A 21,946-nucleotide genomic window follows, 5' to 3' on the forward strand; every position below is an offset into this window, starting at 1 on the left:
TACATGGATGCCAATAAGCACACCATTATACACCAGCTATTTTTGTATGCTGCCATTCAGCCCCATGCCATTGTTTTTATACAGCCTGAAACCGGGACCCGTTCTGAAACAAGGATGTCCTACAGCGATCTGGCAGATCGTGTAAGATCGGTGGCGGCAGGATTATGCAATGAAGGGCTTGAAGGTAAGCGGGTACTGTTGATCTACCAGGAGACGCTGCCATTTATCATTGCATTTCTGGCATGCCTGTACAACGGTATTATACCTGTACCAGTATCCTATGTGAGGAACAGAAGACAACTGGGCCGTATCTATAATATTCTGGACGATGCCGGGATCTCGGCTGTGCTTAGCACGCGTGATCAGGCTATGCATTTAAAAGAAGGACTTGATGGATGGCTGGGCATTACACATACCCCCTTTATTTTTACCGATGAAGTAGCAACGCGGGCAGATGATGCACAGGCGCCTGCTATCGTTTGTTCCGATATTGCTTTTATCCAGTACACATCCGGGTCAACAGGATCACCCAAGGGTGTAATCATTTCCCACGATAACCTGATCTGCAACGAAAAGTTAATACAACATGTTTTTGGATGCCAAAGGGAATCAGTCATACTATGCTGGCTGCCTTTTCATCATGATATGGGATTGATCGGCAATATCCTGCATACGCTGTATGTTGGGTGTAGCTGCGTACTGATGAAGCCTTTAGATTTTATCAATGCACCGGTAAATTGGCTAAAGGCTATTTCAAACTACCGGGTCACTCATAGCGGCGGGCCCAATTTTGCTTACGACCTGTGCTTAGATAAGATCAGGGAGGAAGATGTGAAAGAACTCGACCTATCCAGTTGGCAGGTGGCTTATAATGGCTCGGAGCCTATTCGTCCTGCCACACTGCAAAGGTTCGTAACCCGCTTTGCTGCTGCCGGCTTAGATACCGGCGTTTTCTTTCCTTGCTATGGGCTGGCGGAGGCCACCTTGCTGGTAACAGCAAAAAAAAGGGATACAGTACCTTTTATCTTTTTTATACAGAAAAATGCAGATGAGCCGGGCCGGTGGACGCCATCGGATCTAATGAATGAGCAGGCCCAATGCCTGGTGAGCTCAGGGCAGACAGCCCCGGGATTGGAGATAAAGATCATTTCTCCGGAGAATGGAAAGGAATGTGTGGCATTGGAAGAAGGAGAAATCTGTATTGCCGGTGAAAGTGTGAGCAGCGGTTATTGGAACAGGGACAATAATGATCTGTTCTACCAGCTACACGGCAGGTCCTTTTTTCGTACCGGTGATATTGGATTCCTGTATGAGCAGGAATTGTTTGTACATGGAAGGCTTGCTGAGATGTTAATAAGCAGGGGCCGTAACATTTATCCTTATGATATCGAATTGGCTATTGAGCAATCACATCCAGCCATTATCATGAATGGCGTAGCCGTTTTCTCCCTGGATGCGCTGAAAGAAGAATGGGCAGTAGTTGTGGAAATAAAAAGGGCATTGCTGAAAGATGCTGTAGCGGAAATGATCGTACAGGATATTGATCAACTGATATACGGTTTGTATGGAATACATTTTTCTGAGATCATTCTCACAACTCCATTGGGAATACCAAGAACTACCAGTGGAAAGCTGAAGAGAAATGAATGCAGCAATCATCTCAAAAAAGGGGCTTTTACCGTACTATCTGCAAAATCTACACTCACCCATGGCACCTATCCTTCAGAGGGGCTAAAAACGCCTGTATTGCCGCTAAATGGCAATATGAGCAGGGACATGATCGTCCGGTACCTGAGCCACGTAATAAACATAAGAACAGGACGCCTGCAGGCTGGCCTGATCAATGACCAGACGCAGCTTACAGACATTGGAGTAGACTCCCTGAGGGCTACAGAGATCATCAATAATATCAATAATGACCTTGGCATCAATATAGAAATGGCCAGGGTTCTCCATGATAACAGCTTTTTGGGGCTTGCTTCCATTATAGAGAACATGCTCTGGCTGAAATACGATCAGACTTCCGGCGAAGAAATTACAATATGAATACCTGGGATATAATTAATACTTTAAGAAAATATAAAGTAGTGCCACGCCTGGCAGATGGCCAGCTAAGGCTTGCCGGCGAGATCAGCATGCTACCGCCTGAGCTACTGGAAGAGGTAAGGGAAAAGAAGGAAGAGCTAAAGGTGTTCCTGAAGGCGGCTATGGACCAGCATGCTTATATGCCAATTCCATCGCTGGCACCACAGGAGGATTATCCTGCTTCCAATTCCCAAAAGCGGCTGTGGGTACTGAGCAAAATGGATGGTGGCAATACGGCCTACAACATTGTTCGTAGTTTTTACCTGAAAGGGACGGTGATAGCAGAACACCTGAATCAGGCTTTCCGCTTGCTCGTACGCAGGCATGAAAGCCTTAGGACCATTTTCAGGGAAGCAGAAGGCGATCTTAGGCAAATAGTGCCGGACGATATCGATTTTAACATCTCTGTATATGATATCAGCGCTGTTCCTGACATTCCCGGTTACCTGGCGGAAAAGGTTGCAGCTGCTACTTTCTGGGAGTTTAATCCCGAAAAGGGGCCATTGGTCAGAGTAGACCTGTACCGCATGGCCGAAGATGAATATGCCCTGTTTTTTGGGGTGCATCATATTGTGTGCGATGGCTGGTCCATCGGCGTTATTGTTGCTGAAGTAATGCGTGCCTATGAGGCTTACTGCAAAGGGGAGGCCCCTGTTGACATCCCACTTTCTATTCAATACAAGGATTACTGCTCATGGCATTCAGACAGGATGGCTGGAGATAAAGGAGCACAGGCGGCGCTATTCTGGAAAGCACAGTTTGCAGAGATACCCGAGCCATTGCAGTTGCCTGCCGACTCGGCAAGAGACGCCATTCGTTCTTTTGATGGGGCCGTGAGCAGGTATTATCCCGATGCACAGCTATTAAATCGTATACAGCTCTTTTGTGGCAATCAGCAGGTTTCCGCATTCAATTTTTACCGTGCGGCACTGATGCTATTATTAGGCAAGCTGTCAGGGCAGGATGATATCACAATCGGATGTCCTGTATCCGGCCGAAATCATCTCGATCTGGAAGCACAGGTGGGGCTGTATGTAAATACCCTTCCTTTACGGGCGCAGATCGATCCGGAGGAAACGGTACAGGATTTTATAAAACGTATATCCGCACATTCCATCCAGGCATTCGAATTCCAGGATTATCCTTTCGACAGTATACTGGAAGCGTTGGACATCAGTCGGGATCTGAGCAGGAACCCCCTGTTCGATGTGATGCTGGCTACACAGGATACAGCTGCAGGAGAAGGTAGTGTAAATAAACATCAGCAATATGGGTTCACACTGAGCCTCCTTGATAAATACCTGCATCCTGACAGTAAAGGAAAAGAAGAAAAAGCTGCCGCCAAATTTGACCTTACTTTCAATCTCGATTTTGAGCCCGATAACCGGTTCTATATCGAAATTGAATATGATGCCAGGTTGTTCAGAAAAGAACGGATAGAGGGGCTCTTTCAGCGTTATCTGTATGTGATGGATGAGATGATGGCAAAAGCAGACGTACTTGTAAAGCATTTCAATATCATTACTCCTGCAGAAAGGGACCTGATACTCCATACCTTCAATTCCCCGGTAATGCGGATAGAAGAACACAGCATCTTATCGCTGCTGGGCCCTTCCTTATGGGAGAACGGGGAAAAGATAGCCCTCATGGCAGGAGATCATGCCATCAGTTATTACACATTAGATACGGATTCCAGTCATGTGGCCGCCCATCTGACTGCCCTGCTCCGGATGGCAGACAATGCACGCATCGGGTTGCTCATGGGTAGAACTGCGCAGGCTGTTGTGAGCATAATCGCTGCATTAAAAGCAGGTGTTGCGTATGTACCTGTGGATATTAGCTATCCTGCCGCCCGTATCAGCTATATCATTGACGATGCACAATTAGCTGTACTAATCACTGACGACGAAGGCAGGGAGGTGGTACCCGAAGACTACAGTGGTAAGGTCATTCACATAGATACCCTTATTAAAACAGCCATTCCCCCTACTGTTCATTACCCTTTTACCACCGACCTTAGAGAGCATACAGCTTATGTTATTTATACATCCGGTTCATCCGGCAACCCCAAAGGCGTTGAGATCTGCCACAGGAATACAATTGCATTTTTGAAATGGGCACAACAGGAGTTTGCTGCCACACCGTTTGAAATACTATATGCCAGCACCTCATTTTGTTTTGATCTATCCATTTTTGAACTACTATTCCCTCTTTTAAAGGGAAAGACGATCCGGTTGCTGTCTTCTGCATTGGAAATATATACCTGGCACTCTTTCGATAAACATATACTGATTAATACTGTACCATCCGTAGTGCGTAGTTTACTGGATAAGGGTATGGACTGGACAAATATATCCGCCCTGAATATGGCCGGTGAAGCAGTGCCGGAACGATTCAAAAAAGAGCTGGATTGGGAACGCATGGAGGTACGTAACCTATATGGCCCTACAGAAGACACTACTTATAGTACTGTATACAGGTTTGAAGATAAAGAGGGGGATCTCATTCCTATAGGCAAGCCCGTAGGCTATACCCAGCTTTATATTATGGACCCGCATCAGCAGTTATTGCCCGTGGGGATAGAAGGAGAGATCGTGCTCAGCGGGCAGTCTATAGCCAAAGGTTATTTGGACCGTCCCGTGCTGACAACGGAGAAATTTTTACCGAACCCTTTCCTGCCGGAGCTGATGATGTATAGAACAGGGGATATTGGCCGCTGGACAGCAGATGGAAAGGTGATCTTCATTGGCAGAAAGGACGAGCAGGTAAAGATCAGGGGATACCGCATAGAGACAGATGAGATCAGGCACCGTTTGGAACAACATCCCCACGTTGACCAGGCGGTAGTGATGGTGCGGAACGTAGGAGGGGAGGATGCTATCATTGCTTACTTTACGGGCAACCAGGCAGTACCTGAATTACTGAAGGAATATCTTGCCGGCATCCTGCCTGCTTTTATGATCCCTTCTTACTGGGTGCCCCTGGACAAAATGCCATTGAACAGTAACGGAAAAATAGACAGGAAAAAATTACCAGACCCACAGGCTGTCCAGGAAAAAAATAGGGTTATGACAGCGCCGGCAACCCCATTGCAACAGCAATTGGCTGCTTTATGGAAGGATGTACTGGGAACAACAATATTTGATATAAAGGATAGTTTTTTTGATAAAGGAGGACATAGTTTAAAGGCCGCCCGCCTGCAATTCCTGATCAGAAAAGAATTGGGGAAGGATATCACGCTCAATGAAATATTCTTAGCTCCTACCATTGAAAAACAGGCAACGCTGTTATCCGAAAAACACCTCCTGTCTGAGACATTGATACCTGTAGCCGCTGAAGAGGAGCAGTATCCAATATCCCCTGCGCAGGAGCGATTATGGGTGCTGACAAGGTTCATGGATGCCTCTATGGCCTACCATATGCCTGCGCTGTTCAGTATTAGCGGAGAATTGGATAGGGCTGTACTAAAGGAGGCATTTCAGAGGGTGATAGAAAGATATGAGATACTGAGAACCGTATTCACAGAGCAGGACGGAATTCCAATGCAGCGGGTCTTATTACCTGGAAGTACATCTTTTACCATCTCAGAAATAGCTACAGATGATGTATCAGCAACGGTGCAGTCCCTGCTGAAAAAGCCTTTTGATCTCATAAACGGGCCTTTATTACGCTGTGTGATACTCCAAACGAAGGAAAAAGAGGTACTTTATTTCGATATGCATCACATCATCAGTGATGGATGGTCACTGGAGGTACTATTTAAAAATATAGCGCTTGCCTACCGGCTTGCAATGGAAAGCCCCTCAGCATTATTGCCAGCCCCCGGGCTTCAGTATAAAGATTTTGCCATCTGGCAGCGCGCCCGCATGGAAGATGATTTAAATAGGGCGCACCGGGAGTTTTGGATGAAGGTGTTGGGAGATGCATTACCCCAATTGGCATTGCCCACTGATCACAAGCGCCCGGATGTAAAAACCTATAATGGAGACAGCTATCATTATAGCTTTGGTGGGGTGTGCTATCAGCAACTAATGCAGCTATCCCGGTATGCAGGGGCCAGTTTATTTATGACGCTGATGGCAATGGTCCGGGTCTTATTGAAAAAGTACGCCGGGCAAAAAGATATTGTGATCGGTACGCCCGTCTCTGGCAGAACAAATAGTCAGTTACAGGACCAGATCGGTTTTTTTGTAAATACCCTTCCTATCAGGTTGCAGGTGGATAATGCAGAAAGCTTTCTATCATTACTGCAAAGAGAAAAGGAAATAGTTCTTGCTGCTTACGAGCACCAGGAACTGCAATTGGAGCAACTGGCAGAGGACCTGCAGCTGAAAAGAGACCTTTCCCGCAATCCAATATTTGATGTAACGCTGGTGCTGCATCATGGTGATAGCGATGGCACAGTGGGTGACCTTTCCCTTACGTCGGATATACGGCTGGAACGTATACCCCTGGCGAACAGCGTCTCCAAATATGATCTTGTATTCTTATTTGAGCAACAGGGGGAACAGCTGGGCCTGACTGTTGAATATAATACAGACCTCTTTAAACAGGATACTATTCAGTGGATGACAAAGCACCTGCATACTATCATGGATCAGGTATGCACCATGCCTGACATGCCAGTCAGGGATATAGTGTTGCCTGATGAGGAAGAGCGCAGGCTGCTGCTTTCCAAAGCTGACCAGACAGGATTTGAATATGATCATACGGCTACGGTGATCAGTCTTTTCCAGGAAGCTGTTCAGCGGTTTCCGGATAAAACAGCCCTTATTGCGGGAGACAGATCGCTGACCTATAAAGCGCTCGATGAGCTGAGCGGAAAGCTTGCCGGAATACTGATACACGAATATGCTGTACAGCAGGAAGAATTGATAGCAGTGGTCACGGGACGCAATGAATGGATGCTGATCGCAATCCTTGCCATACTTAAAGCTGGAGCAGCTTATGTGCCGGTAGATCCTGATTACCCGGAAGCAAGGTTCAATTATATCCTGGATGACTGCGGATGCCGGTTGGTGCTTACTGACCAGGACATTTACGAGGACAGTAGCAACAGGCACTTTATCAATATTACCCAAAAGGACTTCACCCAGCCTATTGCACAGGCTACGGTACAACCTTTTCATCTTGCTTATGTGATCTATACCTCAGGTACCACGGGCAAGCCTAAAGGCGTATTGATAGAACATCGTCATATTGCCCGTTTGCTGTTTCATGAGGGCAACCTTTTTGATTTCAATTCGGACGACAGATGGTCTTTATTCCATTCTTATTGTTTTGATTTTTCTGTATGGGAAATGTATGGGGCCCTGTTGTACGGTGGCACACTGGTAATTGTACCCAAACATATTGCACAGGATGGTGCCGCTTTTTATGATTTTCTTGCGTCTGAGCGGATCACTGTTCTCAATCAGACACCCACTGCTTTCAGAAGTATGATACAGGCAAATGCAGGGCGCGTACGGCCTGCCTTGTCCGTGAGATACCTCATTTTCGGAGGAGAGGCGATGATGCCAGGCATCCTGGAAGCATGGCATCAGGAGGTGCCACAATGCAGGAATATTAATATGTATGGTATCACTGAAACCACTGTACATGTTACCTATAAAGAAATCAATACCCTTGAAATAAAAGAGAACAAAAGTAATATAGGCATTCCCATTCCTACGGTCAGCTGTTATGTGCTGGATGAGGATGGGCGCCAGGTACCTGTGGGCCTCACAGGAGAGCTTTGTGTAGGCGGAGCCGGAGTGGCAAGAGGTTATTTGCATCGCCCTGAACTGACGGCGGCCAGGTTTATTGAGAACCCTTTTAGAAAAGGAGAAAAATTGTATCGGTCCGGCGATTTTGCCCGCATACTGCCAAATGGTGACCTGGAATACATTGGCCGGAAAGATGACCAGGTAAAGATCAGAGGGCACAGAATAGAGCTGGCTGAGATCGAAGCGGCCCTTTTTATGCAGCCTGATATTCAGGATGCAGTAGTGATACCTGTAAGGAACAGGGATGACGAATTTGAGCTTACAGCATACTATATCCCCTCACCAATGATGGGTACCGCAACACAATTACGCAAAGCGCTTGCCACCCATCTGCCTGCGTTTATGGTACCCGCTTACCTGGTACCTCTTGAGCGCTTCCCCGTCAATAGTAATGGAAAGCTGGACAAGAGCGCTTTGCCGGCTCCATGGGAAGTATTAATACCAGGAGAAGTACAGACCTCCTGTCGGAATGAGCTGGATGCGCTTATTCTTAAAGTATGGGAGGAAGTACTGCAAAGGACCGGCATCGGTATCAGGGATAATTTCTTTGATCTGGGAGGGCATAGCCTCAAAGCCACCAGGGTGGTTTCGAGAATCCATGAGCTGACGGGTATAAGGGTGGATCTGAGAACCCTCTTTTTAGAGCCAACCATAGAACACCTGTCTGATTATGTAGAAACGCTCAGATGGATGGAAGATAGAAGTGAGTTAATACCTGGCGATCAAAATGAAATCCTATTATAAGTTGAAGGACTTATCTGATATACTCAGCTTATGCCGTAGTAAAGGCATTCGGATCCTGCCGGATGAATCGGGTGGGGTAAAGTTGCAGGGCAATGTGAGCCTGCTTAGCGGAGAAGAGCTGCGTGAAATACGCTCATTCAAACAACAACTGATCCGGTTGCTTGACAAATCCGGCCTGCAGCATAACTGTATCCTGCCTGCACCTGCATTGGAATGTTATCCGTTATCATCTGCCCAGCAAAGGATGTGGATGCTGGACCGCCTGAGCACAGGCGAAAGCGCATGGCATATCACAATGACGCTGGTAATTGAAGGTGATCTGAACATGGACTACCTGACAGCCGCCTTTCAGGTACTCATAGAGAGACATCACATATTAAGAACAGTATTTAAAACAGATGAAGCAGGGACGATATGGCAATATGTACAGCATGACAGGAACCCCGACTTCCATATTCAATACCTGGACCTGTACGGTCATGACAAGCCATCGGTTGATAGCCTGTTAAGGGATGCTCACCAGCAGTCATTTGACCTTGAAAGAGGCCCCTTGTTAAGAGCCTCGCTTTACAGGACAGCAGATCATAAATGGATCTTCGATCTCGTCATTCATCATATTATTTGTGATGGCTGGTCGATGGATATCCTCATACAGGAGCTGATGAACTGTTATAGTGCATTGTGCAGGAATGAGACCAGCCACGGCGCTCCCTTATCTATCCAATATCATGATTATGCATATTGGCAGCAACAGGAAAGTACCAGGGAGAAATGGAAAGCACTGCGGAACTACTGGTTAAAACAATTTGAAGGAGAAATACCTGTATTGCAGTTACCAGGCGATCTTCCCCGGCCTGCTGTGAAAACCAGTAACGGCGCTGCTGTGAAAATGATCTTCCCCCCGGCATTGACCACAGGCTTGAAGATGTTATTGAGACAGGAGGAATGTACCCTGTTTACAGGGCTGGTGACCATTGTACATATACTATTACACCGTTATACCAGCCAGGAGCATATTATTATCGGTTTCCCTGTTGCAGGAAGAGACATACCGGGATTGGAAGATCAGGTAGGTCTATACATGAACACCGTGGCGCTCAATCTTGCATGTAATGGGAACGAGTCGTTTAATGATCTCTTAAGCAGGAATAAGAACGCCATTCTTCATGCGCAGGACTATCAGGCTTATCCTTTTGATCAGTTAGTAGAGGAACTAAACCTGCAAAGGGATCTGGGCAGGAATGCCCTGTTTGATGTAATGATCACCCTGAAAGAACATACGCCTTCTTTTATGCAGCAACAGGATGGTATTAATATCTCTGTATACGATACTGGTCACCACAGGAGGAGCAAGTTTGATCTCAGTTTCAATTTTATTGATGGTGGTGACGCCATCAGCCTCGAGATCATTTATAACACAGATATCTATCTTGATGCAAGCATAGTAAGAACAGGAGAGCACCTTTCCCATATGCTTGCGGCCATGATCAATCATCCAATGCTGCCGGTAATTGAGCTGGAATATATGAGCGGTGAGGAGATACATGAATTGCTGTTTGACTTCGGCAACCAATCATTCACCTTCCCGGAAGATAAGACGGTGACAGGGCTGTTTATGGAGCAGGTAATGCGTGTGCCTGATGCAGCGGCATTGGTATACGGAGAAGAAAGGATATGCTACAGCGAGCTGCATGACAGGTCCAACAGATTAGCTGCTTTACTGTTGGCGCACTATAACATCCAGCCAAATGATCTGATCGCGATAATGCTGGACCGCTCTATAGAGAGCATTGTAGCAATATTGGCCATATGGAAGGCGGGAGCGGCTTATGTTCCTATTGACCCGGATTTTCCTGCTACCCGTATTGAATATATTCTGCAAGACACCCGTGCCCGGGTTGTGCTTACAACATCCTATTATAAGAAATATTTACTGGCATATGCAGGCGCTGTAATTGACATGCATCAGAAGATGGAATACCCCCATATAACTGGCAACTGGAATGGGGTATCCATCAGGCAGGATGACCTGGCATATGTGATCTATACCTCCGGTACCACCGGTCAGCCCAAAGGAACGATGATCAGTCACCGTTCATTGATTGATTATTTCTTTGGCCTTCTTGCTGCTACCAATATTGGGGAATGCCGCCATTTTGGAATGGTATCCACCATTGCCGCCGATCTCGGAAATACAGTGATCTTTGCGGCCCTGCTCACAGGTGGTGTATTGCATATCTATTCAATGGCAGCATTAATGGACCCGGATCGGATCTTTGACGGTCAGCTGGATTGCATTAAAATTGTTCCCTCACATTGGAGGTCACTGCAATCACAGGACAGGATTTACCTGCCCGCAAAATGCCTCATATTCGGCGGGGAGCCATTGACCCCTGAAGTGCTGGAAATGATCAGGAATGCCAGCCCCGCCTGCGAAGTGTATAATCATTACGGACCATCCGAAACCACTATCGGTAAGCTGATCAATCATATTGACCTGAATAATATACCCGATCCCGTACCCTTAGGAAGCCCCTTCTGCCAGTCCTCTATCTTAATACTGGATCATCGGCATCAATTATTACCTGTAAATAAGATCGGGGAGATCTGCATCTCCGGTGCAGGACTTGCCCAGGGTTATCTAAACCAGGCAGCGCTTACAGCAGAGAAATTTGTTGATCATCCCTTTATAGCAGGAGAAAAGATGTATAAAACAGGGGATTTGGGCCGCTGGCTGTGGAATGGAAAAATAGTATTTGAAGGCCGGAAAGATGAGCAGGTAAAGATCAGGGGATACAGAATAGAGCTGAAAGAAATTGAAACGGTCCTCCGCACCAGCCCTTATGTAAAGGATGCTATTGTACACGTCATTGACCAGGATGGAGATAAAAGCCTGGCAGCCTACATCGTTAAAAAAGATGGTCTGGATACAGGCCGGCTCAAGGCCTGGCTGGGTAGCCGGTTACCTGCTTACATGATACCAGTCCATTACATACTGTTAGACAAAATACCATTGACGCTGAATGGTAAGATCGATAAAAAGTCATTACCGATACCAGCAGGCATCGCAAGGTCGGCAATGCATCCCTATATAGCCCCTGTTACAGACATTGAGAAGAAATTAGCAGGCATGTGGCAGGAACTACTCGGGGAAAAAGATATTGGCACCCGGGATAATTTTTTTGATGCAGGTGGGCATAGTTTAAAAATGATGCAACTGCTCACAAGGATCAATAAGACCTTTTCCATCCATATCAATATAATAAACATATTTAAAGATCCTACGATTGAAAATATCGCAGAACAGATCACTTTCATTCTTGACCAACAACATCAAAAAGCCAATCGTGCCAATTTAAAACAAGTGGAGATATGAAAGATTTACTAAAGGATATTCGGACTAATAATATAGTACTGGAGGTCGTGAATGGAGAGCTGAAAGTTTTTGCAGATGATGGCGCCATTGCCCCGGATCTTTTATTCGCTATAAAGGAAAGAAAAGCCGAGCTGATACAATTGCTCTCAGAAAATAAAGTCAGAGAAACCATCATACCTGTTGCTGAACACCAGGAAAGCTATCCATTGTCTTCTGCCCAGCGCAGGTTATGGTTGTTAAGCCAGCTGCATGGTACTGAGGCATATCATATGCTGAAGTGTTATACGCTGGAAGGTGAAGTAAATAAAAAAGCATTTACAACTGCATTTGATCAACTGATTGCCCGTCATGAGATATTGCGTACTGTTTTCAGTGAGGATGGCAGGCAATATATGCTATCCCCTGAAGATATCGGCTTTGAACTACAGCACTATGACCTGTGCACTGAAGCAGAAAAAGATAATCTAATAAAAGATCTCATCCGGCAACAGCTTGATACACCCTTTGATCTTTCATCCGGACCGCTGTTGCGTGCCCTTTTGATACGCACTGGAGAAAATAGCTGGGTGTTTGCATATGTCATGCACCATATTATCAGTGATGGATGGTCAATGGGAGTAATGGTAAGGGAGCTGATGCAGGTGTACCAGGCCTGCCTGTCAGACCAACCCCTGTTACTACCTGAGCTTCCCTTCCAGTATAAGGATTATGCAGTGTGGCAACAGGCAAGGTTAAACAGTACTGCAATGGACAGGGATAAAGCATACTGGCTACAACAATTTGCAGGAGCAATACCGCTGCCTGAGTTGCCAACAGACCGTCCCCGTCCGGCTTTAAAACAATACAAAGGAAGTGTAATTCACAGGACTTTTTCACACCACGTTATTCCTGAATTTAATACCTTATTGCAGGAGGAAGGCAGCACCCTCTTTATGGGCTTGCTGTCTGTTGTGTACCTGTTGCTGTACCGGTATACAGGACAGGAAGACCTTATTGTGGGCAGTGCCGTAGCCGGCAGGGAGCACCCCGACCTGGAAGACCAGATAGGGTTTTACCTGAATACACTGCCATTGATGTGCAACATAAAAGGTGAGAATAGCTTCAGGGAAATATTGGCCTGCGTAAAGAATATGACGCTTGAGGCTTTTGAACATCAGTCCTTTCCATTTGATGAGCTGATCACAGCATTGGATCTAAGCCGGGATACCAGCAAAAATCCTTTGTTTGATGTCATGGTGGTGCTTCAGAATTTAGATGGCTACCAATTGCCGGAGAAAGGACCCGGATTTAATGTGCAGCCCTATTCTGTTATCACTCCCACGACCAGCAAATTTGACCTGAATTTTGTTTTTATAACAGGGAAAGGTCAGTTACAGGTAGAAATAGAATATAATTCAGATCTGTTTGATGGCAGCACTATTCAAAGGTTAGGTGAACATCTTGAACAGCTGCTGCATATGGTTACCTTTCATCCGGAGCAGCCAGTGCAACAGCTGCAGTATATTAGCTCATCCGAAAGGCATTTATTGCTGAATGTATTTAACCAGACCAATACCCATTTTCCGGATAACACAACGCTCATACACCTGTTTGAGGAACAGGTGCGCAAGCAACCCCTGAAGGAGGCAGTAGTATTTGAGCACACCCGTCTTACTTTCAGTGCATTGAATGAAACTGCCAATCAGCTAGGTTGGTATTTACAGGAAGTATATAAGAGTGGACCCGGAGACATCATTGCCATCCAGCTTCATAGAAGCGAGTGGATGATCATGGCGATACTGGGCGTTTTAAAATCGGGAGCTGCCTATTTACCCATCGATCCGGACCTTCCGCAGGAAAGAATTGATTATATCATTGCTGACAGTGGCTGCAAAGCTGTCATTAATAAAAATGAGCTGGACTGTTTTCAACAGGGAAAGGAGGTCTGGCCCACCGCAAATATTGAAGTATCAACTTCCCCCACAGATCTGGCCTATGTTATTTATACCTCCGGGTCCACTGGTATGCCCAAAGGCTGCATGTTGGAACACCGGGGTGTCATCAACCGGATTGAATGGATGTGGCATCAATTTGACTTCCGTACTGACGATGTTATTCTGCAGAAAACCGCTTTCACCTTTGATGTATCTGTATGGGAAATATTTATGCCGCTATGCTGGGGTACCAGCATGGTATTATGTACGGAGCAGGATATGAGATCGCCGGAGGCGCTCATATCGCTGATAGCAGAAAATAAAATAACATGTCTTCATTTTGTGCCGGGCATGTTTAGTGCTTTCACCCGCTATTTAAATGGTGCAGGCGAAAAGCTGTATAGTCTGCGGAGGATCATTACCAGTGGAGAGGCATTAACGCCTTCAACAGTCGGGGCCTGGTACAGCATGACTACTATTCCGGTTCATAACTTATATGGGCCCACGGAGGCTAGTATAGATGTAAGTTATTATACCGCCGTTCCCGGAGATACCCATATTCCCATTGGCCGCCCTGTTTGGAATACCCGGCTCTATATACTGGACAGCATGGGTCAGTTGCAGGGGGTAGGGGTACCAGGAGAGATTTGCATAGCTGGTATAGGCCTGGCAAGAGGTTATCTGAATAAACCAGCCCTGACTGCAGAGAAATTTATCAATAACCCGTTTGAACCGGGCCAACGTTTATATAGAACAGGTGATCTGGGCAAATGGCTGCCGGATGGCAATATCCTGTACCTGGGAAGATTGGATGACCAGGTGAAGATCAGGGGATACAGGATAGAACTGAATGAAATCACCACAACACTGCAGCAGTTTCCCGGGATCAGCGGGGCAGTAGTGATTGTTAGAGAACTGCCTGATGAAGAAAAAGAACTGGTTGCCTATATAGTGGCAGCTGATGTGATAGATATGGAGGCGGTAGGAAAATTCCTTTTCAACAAATTGCCGGCATACATGGTTCCGGCACATCTTGTAAGACTGGACTTCCTGCCGTTTACCACAAATGGAAAAATTGACCGGAAGCAATTGCCTGACCCTGTATCATTGAATACAGGGTATAAAAGGGCTTATATAGCGCCTGTTACTGAGATGGAGAAAATGGTAGCCGCTGTAGCAGAAGAAGTAACAGGCAGGTCCGCTATCAGCATGAATGACCACTTTTTTGCAGTTGGAGGAGATTCCATTAAGATCATCACGTTTGCCGTGAATATCAGGAAGAGAGCAGGATTGAACGTTAGCGTTAAAAAACTTTACGAGCAAAAGACCCTGGCTGACTGGGCTGCATATCTTGCAGCAGAGCAGGATGGTAAACAGGAGGGTGTAGATCATGAAATAATGGCAGGACTGGAAGCGATCAGTAAAATAAAAGCCCGGATAGAAGAAGAGGACCAGGTAAAGAAAAGACTGCCTGCCTATTATGAGGATATTTATCCGCTTGTGGAAATAGAACAGGGCATGATCTTTTCTTCCCTACTGAATCCTTACGAGCCGGTCTACTATGATCAGTACTCATTTATACTGAATATCAGGGATCTGGACCTGTTTACAACACGTTTACAGCAGCTTGTCCGGCGGCATCCCATTTTAAGGACCCGGTATTATATCAATAGCTTCAGCCTACCCCTAAAAGTAGTAATGAGGGAAATAGCACTGCCGCTAAGCATCGATGATCTGTCGGGGATGCAGGCTACCGAACAGGAAGCCCATATCCGACAATATGTAGCAGATGATCTGGCCATCAGGCTGTCTTTTGATGACGAGCTGTTATGGAGGGTACATCTTTGCCGGCTGGACAAGGATAGATATCACCTTACTTATAGTGTGCACCATGCATTAATGGATGGTTGGAGCATGGCTGTATTCAAAACAGAGATGACCCGGCTGGAAACGGGCGCTCTTCCTTCGCTGCGCTACAGTTATAAAGAATATTGTGCCATCACGCTTGGCAGAAAAAGAACGACAGAGACGAGCCTTTTCTGGCAACAGCTCCTGGAAGGTTATTCAAGGAATAAATTGCCGTTCAATTATAAGGGGCTTCGCATCAGTAAGGAGCCTGGCATGAAAAAGGTGGGCAGCAATATAGACAAGCAACTGCTGGACGAGCTGTTGCTGCTTTCATCAAACTTTCAGGTATCATTCAAAGCGATCTGTGTAGCGGCGCATGTTTGCTTATTGCACATCATCTGTCCCCAGGAGGATGTTGTAACAGGGGTAGTGACCCATGAGCGGCCGGAAATAGAAGGGGGAGAAAATATCCTTGGATGCTTCCTCAATACCGTCCCTATCCGTATAAGCTTTGAAAAGGAGAGCGACATTCTGTCCCTGCTGAAAAGGGTCAATGATTACCTGTATGAAGTGAAAGGTCATGAGGTGCATTTAAGCGAGATAGCCAGGATGATTGGAGATAAGACAAGCACGGGCAACCCTATCTTTGATACCTTACTGAATTTTACAGATTTTCATACCTATGCAAATATTGACAGAAATGACCTGATCGATATTATGCAGGCAGGTGAGGATAGTGATACTTCTTATGAAATGACCAATACCCTCTTTGATGTAGAGGTGAGTAAGACCTTTGACCGTTTCTATGCCAGGATAAAATATGCGCCGGCTTATTTCGATGAGGAAAATGTGAGGTATGCACTGGACCTCTATATCCGCATTCTGCAAAAGTTTGCAGCGGATGTATATGCATCTGTTCATTCACTGGCAATGCTTACACCGCAGGAATGGCAGGAAGTAATCATTGGTTTTAATGATACAGCGGTGCCTTACTCCCGTGATATATCTGTTCACGGTCTGTTTGAGGAGCAGGCACGGAGAACGCCTTTGGCCGTTGCACTCCGGCAGAATAAGATGGATATGAGCTATAGCAGCCTGAATGCGCAGGCGAACCGGCTTGCCAGATGTCTTATTGACAAGGGCGTGAAAGAAGGGGATAATGTCGGCTTACTGGTGACGCGTAGTTTCCATATGATCATTGGTATGTATGCTATATTAAAGGCCGGCGGTGCGTATGTGCCGGTGGACCCTACATATCCACCGGATAGGCAGCAGTACATAATAAGCAATTCCAAAGTACAGCAATTGTTAACCGATGATATGGAGATGGCTGGTAAACTGGAAGGTGTAGTGTGCCTGTCAGTTGACAATAGTGAGCTGCTCCATTATAGTCATCTCAACCCTGATCTTGTACATAATCCCCACAATCTTGCTTACACGATCTATACTTCAGGATCTACAGGCAGGCCCAAAGGAGTGATGATCGAGCATCACGCAGCCGTCAACCTCATCCAATGGGTCAATCAGACCTTTCATGTCAATGAACAGGACAGGCTGTTGTTTATTACCTCTATGTGTTTTGATCTGTCGGTATATGAAATATTCGGTATGCTGGCAGCTGGCGGTACGGTGGTGATCGCCAGCAATGACGAAGTACAGCAGGTGTCAGTATTGAAAAGAATGCTGACAGATGAGCGTATCACATTCTGGGACTCTGTGCCTACTACTATGAGCTTCCTGACAGCGGAGCTGGAAGGGGATCAGGATGGGTATCAGCAACAAGACCTCAGATTGGTATTCCTCAGTGGGGATTGGATACCCGTACAGTTACCCCCGCGTATAAAGCAATACTTTCCCGCTGCCCATGTGATCAGCCTTGGAGGCGCTACAGAAGCGACTGTATGGTCAAATTATTTCCCCATTGAAATCGTAGACCCGCTGTGGAGCAGCATCCCATATGGAAAGCCTATTCATAATAATACTTTTTATATTCTGAATGAGCAGCTTCAGCCAGTGCCCAAAGGAGTAGCCGGTGAATTATATATCGGCGGTGTGGGAGTAGCCAGAGGATATGCGAATGATCCTGAGAAAACAGCGGCAGCTTTCAGGGACGATCCTTTTAACAGCCGTTTGGGAGGGAAAATGTATAAAACAGGAGATCTAGGCAGGATGCTGCCAGATGGTAATATGGAATTCCTGGGCAGGAAAGACAACCAGGTGAAGATAAGAGGATTCCGCGTGGAGCTTGGAGAAATTGAAAGCGTATTGCTACGGCATAAGGGCATCAGGGGAGCCATTGTACATGTATATAAAGGAAGCGATCATTCCAATGAGTTATGTGCTTACCTGTTAACTGAGCAGCAGCCTGACCTGAAAGAAATAAAACATTATCTGAAAGCTAAGCTGCCTGCCTACATGGTGCCTGCATATTATATGGTACTGGATGCATTTCCCCTGAACAGTAATGGCAAGATCAACAGGAATGCCCTGCCATTGCCATTTACAAATGATGACAGCCAATCCCCGGAATATATTCCTCCGAAAAATCCAATACAACAACAAGTAGCTGACATATGGCAATCTGTGCTGAATGTGGACAGGATAAGCATTCATGCAAACCTATTTGAGTTGGGTGCCAGCTCATTGTCTGTTGGGGCATTTGTGAACCGTATACAACGCGAGATGCAGATCAGGCTGGATATTAGAACAATATTTATCAATCCTAGTATTGACGCGATCTCTTTTGAGATCCAAAGGAATAACCCGGATGCCATTGATGCTTTTCAGATGGAAGACATTGGTGATGCTGAAAACTTTACAATATGATCAGTAATCTTTATAAACGACTAAAGGAATTAAAGGTGCAGATCCGGGTGTTGAATAATAACCTGGATATTAAGGCCCCCAGAGGTATAGTGAGCGATGAGCTGCTCCAGGAGATCAAGTCCAGAAAGCAGGAGCTGATCACTTATATCAGAGAGGACATAGGGCAGCACGAAATAACGTCCGTAGCTGTAGAATCATCTTACCCCATGTCTGCAGCCCAGAGAAGGTTATGGATACTTAGTCAGTCTGAAGAAGCCAGCGTTGCCTATAACATGTCAGGTATCTATGAGTTCTCCGGCAAGCTGGATATTACTGCACTGGAAAGGGCCTGTTATGAAGTAAGGAAGAGGCATGAGAGCCTGCGCACCGTATTCAGGGAAGTGGATGGTGAGGTAAGACAGGTAATACTGGATGATCATTTTTCCCCAAATGAAATTGAGAATCATGATCTGAGCGGACAACCCAATGCAGTTACTTTGCTGGTATCTGCGCTACAGGAGCAGCTGAATCAGCCTTTCCGGCTGGACCAGCGTTTGCTGCGCCTGTTGCTGTATCGTGTAGCAGAAAATAAGTGGGTATTTGCCTATGTGATCCATCATATCATTAGTGATGGATGGTCTATGAACCTACTCATCAGGGAAATAGCTGTGATGTATAATGCAATGCTACAGGGAAGGCAAAATCCTTTACGGCCGCTGGCTGTGCAGTACAGGGATTATGTCATATGGTTGCAGGAACAGCTAAGCGGTGTAACTGCTTCCAGGCATCGGGAATACTGGCTCAGGCAAATGGAAGGCGACCTGCCTGTATTGCAGTTGCCCACTGATAAAATAAGACCTGCAGTAAAGACTTACAATGGTGCATTATACTGTAAAGGCATGGAAGCAGGGTTAGTAGATGGGCTTAAAAATCTTTGCCGGCAGCAGGGAGCTACCTTATATATGGGCTTATTGGCTGCTGTAAATACTTTGTGTTTTCATCTGACAGGGCAGGAAGATATCGTTATTGGCAGCCCTGTTGCCGGTAGGCCACATGCTGATCTGGAAGATCAGATAGGGCTTTATGCCAATACGCTGGCATTGAGGACCCGTTTTAAGGGCAGTGACAGTTTTGTGCAGCTGTTAGACAATATAAAAGAAGTTGTTGCGGGTGCGTTTGAGCATGAGATTTTCCCGTTTGATGAGCTGGTAGAAGCATTGCGGCTTAAACGCGATGTAAGTAGGAACCCCTTGTTTGACATACAGGTATTATTACAGAATACCCTCAATAATGAAGCGGCCCAGGATCTGGACCAGCTGGAAATAAAAGCCTACCAGGACACGAAACGCCTGACCAGTGTATTTGATATTGTATTCAATTTTGTAGAGGCCCGGGGAACCCTGGAAGCAAGGTTTGTATACAATATTGATATTTACAGCGAACAGCATATAGCTGCTTACCTGCAGCGGCTGGAATACCTGCTGGCATCTCTGATCAGCGATCCTTATCAGCCCATCTGGCAGCTCAACTGCCTGGCAGCAAAGGAAAAACATACCCTGCTGGTTGAATTTAATCATGCAGGAGGTGAATTTAGTGAGCCTGCGAATGTGATAGCACGTTTCAAAGAACAAGTGGCGCATAACCCTGAAAGTATAGCTATATATCATGAAGGCGCCAGCGTATCCTATAAGGAGATAGACTTGCGCTCAGATCAGCTGGCAGGTTATCTAAAGAGCAACTATCATTTTAGAGAAGAGGAAATGATAGGACTGATGATTGATAGATCAATCAATACTGTGATCGGCATTCTGGGTATTTTGAAAGCAGGTGGTGTCTATATACCAATTGCTCCGGAGCATCCCAGTGCAAGGAAGGAGTTCATCATGCGTGATACAGACATGAAAATACTGCTGACTGTCACCGATTACCTGTTTGAGCTGGACTACTATCAGGGGGCAGTCATTGCCATGGATGTGCAAGCTGCTGATTTCGAAAAGGCAGTGCCCTATGTGGAGGAAAATATAGACCCGCAGGGGCTTGCTTATGTGATCTATACATCGGGGTCCACAGGGCAGCCCAAAGGAGCAATGATAACGCATCTGGCATTTGCGAATGCTATTCAGGGAATACGGGAACGTTGGGATATAAGTGAAGGAGAGCATGTATTGCAGTTTCATGCTATATCATTCGATGTGTCCCTGCTGGAGATCTTTACCACCCTGACGGCAGGAGCTGCATTATTTATTATTAGCGATGAAGACAAAAAGAACCCGCTGTTGCTCGAAGCGTTTTTAGTGCAGCATCGCATATCAGCAGCGCCCATTCCACCTGCTGTCGTACAGGAGCTGAATATTAATAAAATAAGTACCGTCAATAAACTGATCATGGGGGGTGAAAACCCGCCGTTCGATAAGGTCTGTGCCTTTATAGAACATGGTATTGTTTTTAACGTATATGGGCCTACGGAAACGGCCATCGCCGTATCGGCTTTACGGATACCACGTCATTCATTCATGCAGCGCCATAATATTTCAATTGGCGTACCTATTCCCAATGTGCGGATTTATATCCTGAATGAATATGGTGCGCTATGCCCGATAGGAGTAGTTGGAGAGATTTGTATCGGTGGATATAGTGTAGGGCGTGGTTACCTGAATAATGATGCATTGAGCCAGGAAAAGTTTGTAGCAGATCCTTTCCGTGAAGGCTACCGGATATACCGCAGCGGAGATCTGGGTAAATGGACGGAAGAGGGAGCCCTTGTTTTTGTGGGCCGCCGTGATGAACAGGTAAAGATCCGTGGTTACCGGATAGAGCCGGGTGAGATTGCAGCACAGGCAGAAAGACATGTAGGAGTAAGTGGAAGTATCGTTACGGTAAAGGAACGTTCGGGAGGAGAAAAGGAACTGGTATGTTATTTTACCGGAGATGCAGACACTGATATTGTAAGTCTTCGCAAGTGGTTACAGGATCAGCTGCCATTGTATATGGTGCCGTCTCATTTTGTAAAGCTGGAAGCATTTCCATTGACCTCGCATGGGAAGATAGATAAGCAGCAGTTACCAGATCCGGATCTATTATCGGATGTAACCAATTATATAGCGCCGGGTACGGAAGCAGAGGCTGTGCTGGCCGGGGTATACGGTGCTGTTCTCAGGAAATCCGTGATCAGTGCGGGAGATGATTTCTTTGTACTGGGAGGCGATTCTATCAAGGCCATCCAGGTAGTGTCGCGTGTAAAACAGCAGGGTTATACCATCAGTGTACAGGATGTACTAAAATATCCGTTGTTGTCATCATTGAGCCGTCGTATGCAGCGGAATGGCGGCCGGATAGGGGATCAGGGGATAGTAAGTGGTGTTATACCCTTAAGCCCTATCCAGCGATTGTTCTTTAGCAATAAGAGTGCA

5 protein-coding genes are annotated in these 21,946 nt (G+C 46.1%); all 5 read left to right on the forward strand.

The features are described from left to right. Window positions 1-3: 3 nt before the first annotated feature. Window positions 4-2,046 (forward strand): AMP-binding protein, encoded by a 2,043-nt coding sequence (locus tag ABDW16_RS27160; RefSeq protein ID WP_343674176.1) that lies wholly within the window; start codon window positions 4-6, stop codon window positions 2,044-2,046. Continuing rightward, window positions 2,043-8,594, forward strand: a complete 6,552-nt coding sequence (locus ABDW16_RS27165) for an amino acid adenylation domain-containing protein (protein ID WP_343674178.1) — start codon at window positions 2,043-2,045, stop codon at window positions 8,592-8,594. The genes ABDW16_RS27160 and ABDW16_RS27165 overlap by 4 nt, the downstream gene beginning before the upstream one ends. Then, window positions 8,578-11,970, forward strand: coding sequence for an amino acid adenylation domain-containing protein (locus tag ABDW16_RS27170; RefSeq protein ID WP_343674179.1), 3,393 nt, complete (start codon window positions 8,578-8,580; stop codon window positions 11,968-11,970). The genes ABDW16_RS27165 and ABDW16_RS27170 overlap by 17 nt, the downstream gene beginning before the upstream one ends. Next, entirely contained in the window at window positions 11,967-18,557 is a 6,591-nt protein-coding gene (locus ABDW16_RS27175; protein WP_343674181.1) for an amino acid adenylation domain-containing protein, read from the forward strand. The genes ABDW16_RS27170 and ABDW16_RS27175 overlap by 4 nt, the downstream gene beginning before the upstream one ends. Then, a partial coding sequence (locus tag ABDW16_RS27180; protein ID WP_343674182.1) for an amino acid adenylation domain-containing protein occupies window positions 18,554-21,946 on the forward strand: 3,393 nt, incomplete at its 3' end. The genes ABDW16_RS27175 and ABDW16_RS27180, both read left to right, overlap by 4 nt.

The organism is Chitinophaga sp. (assembly GCF_039596135.1).
In the GTDB taxonomy this organism is placed as follows: Bacteria; Bacteroidota; Bacteroidia; order Chitinophagales; family Chitinophagaceae; genus Chitinophaga.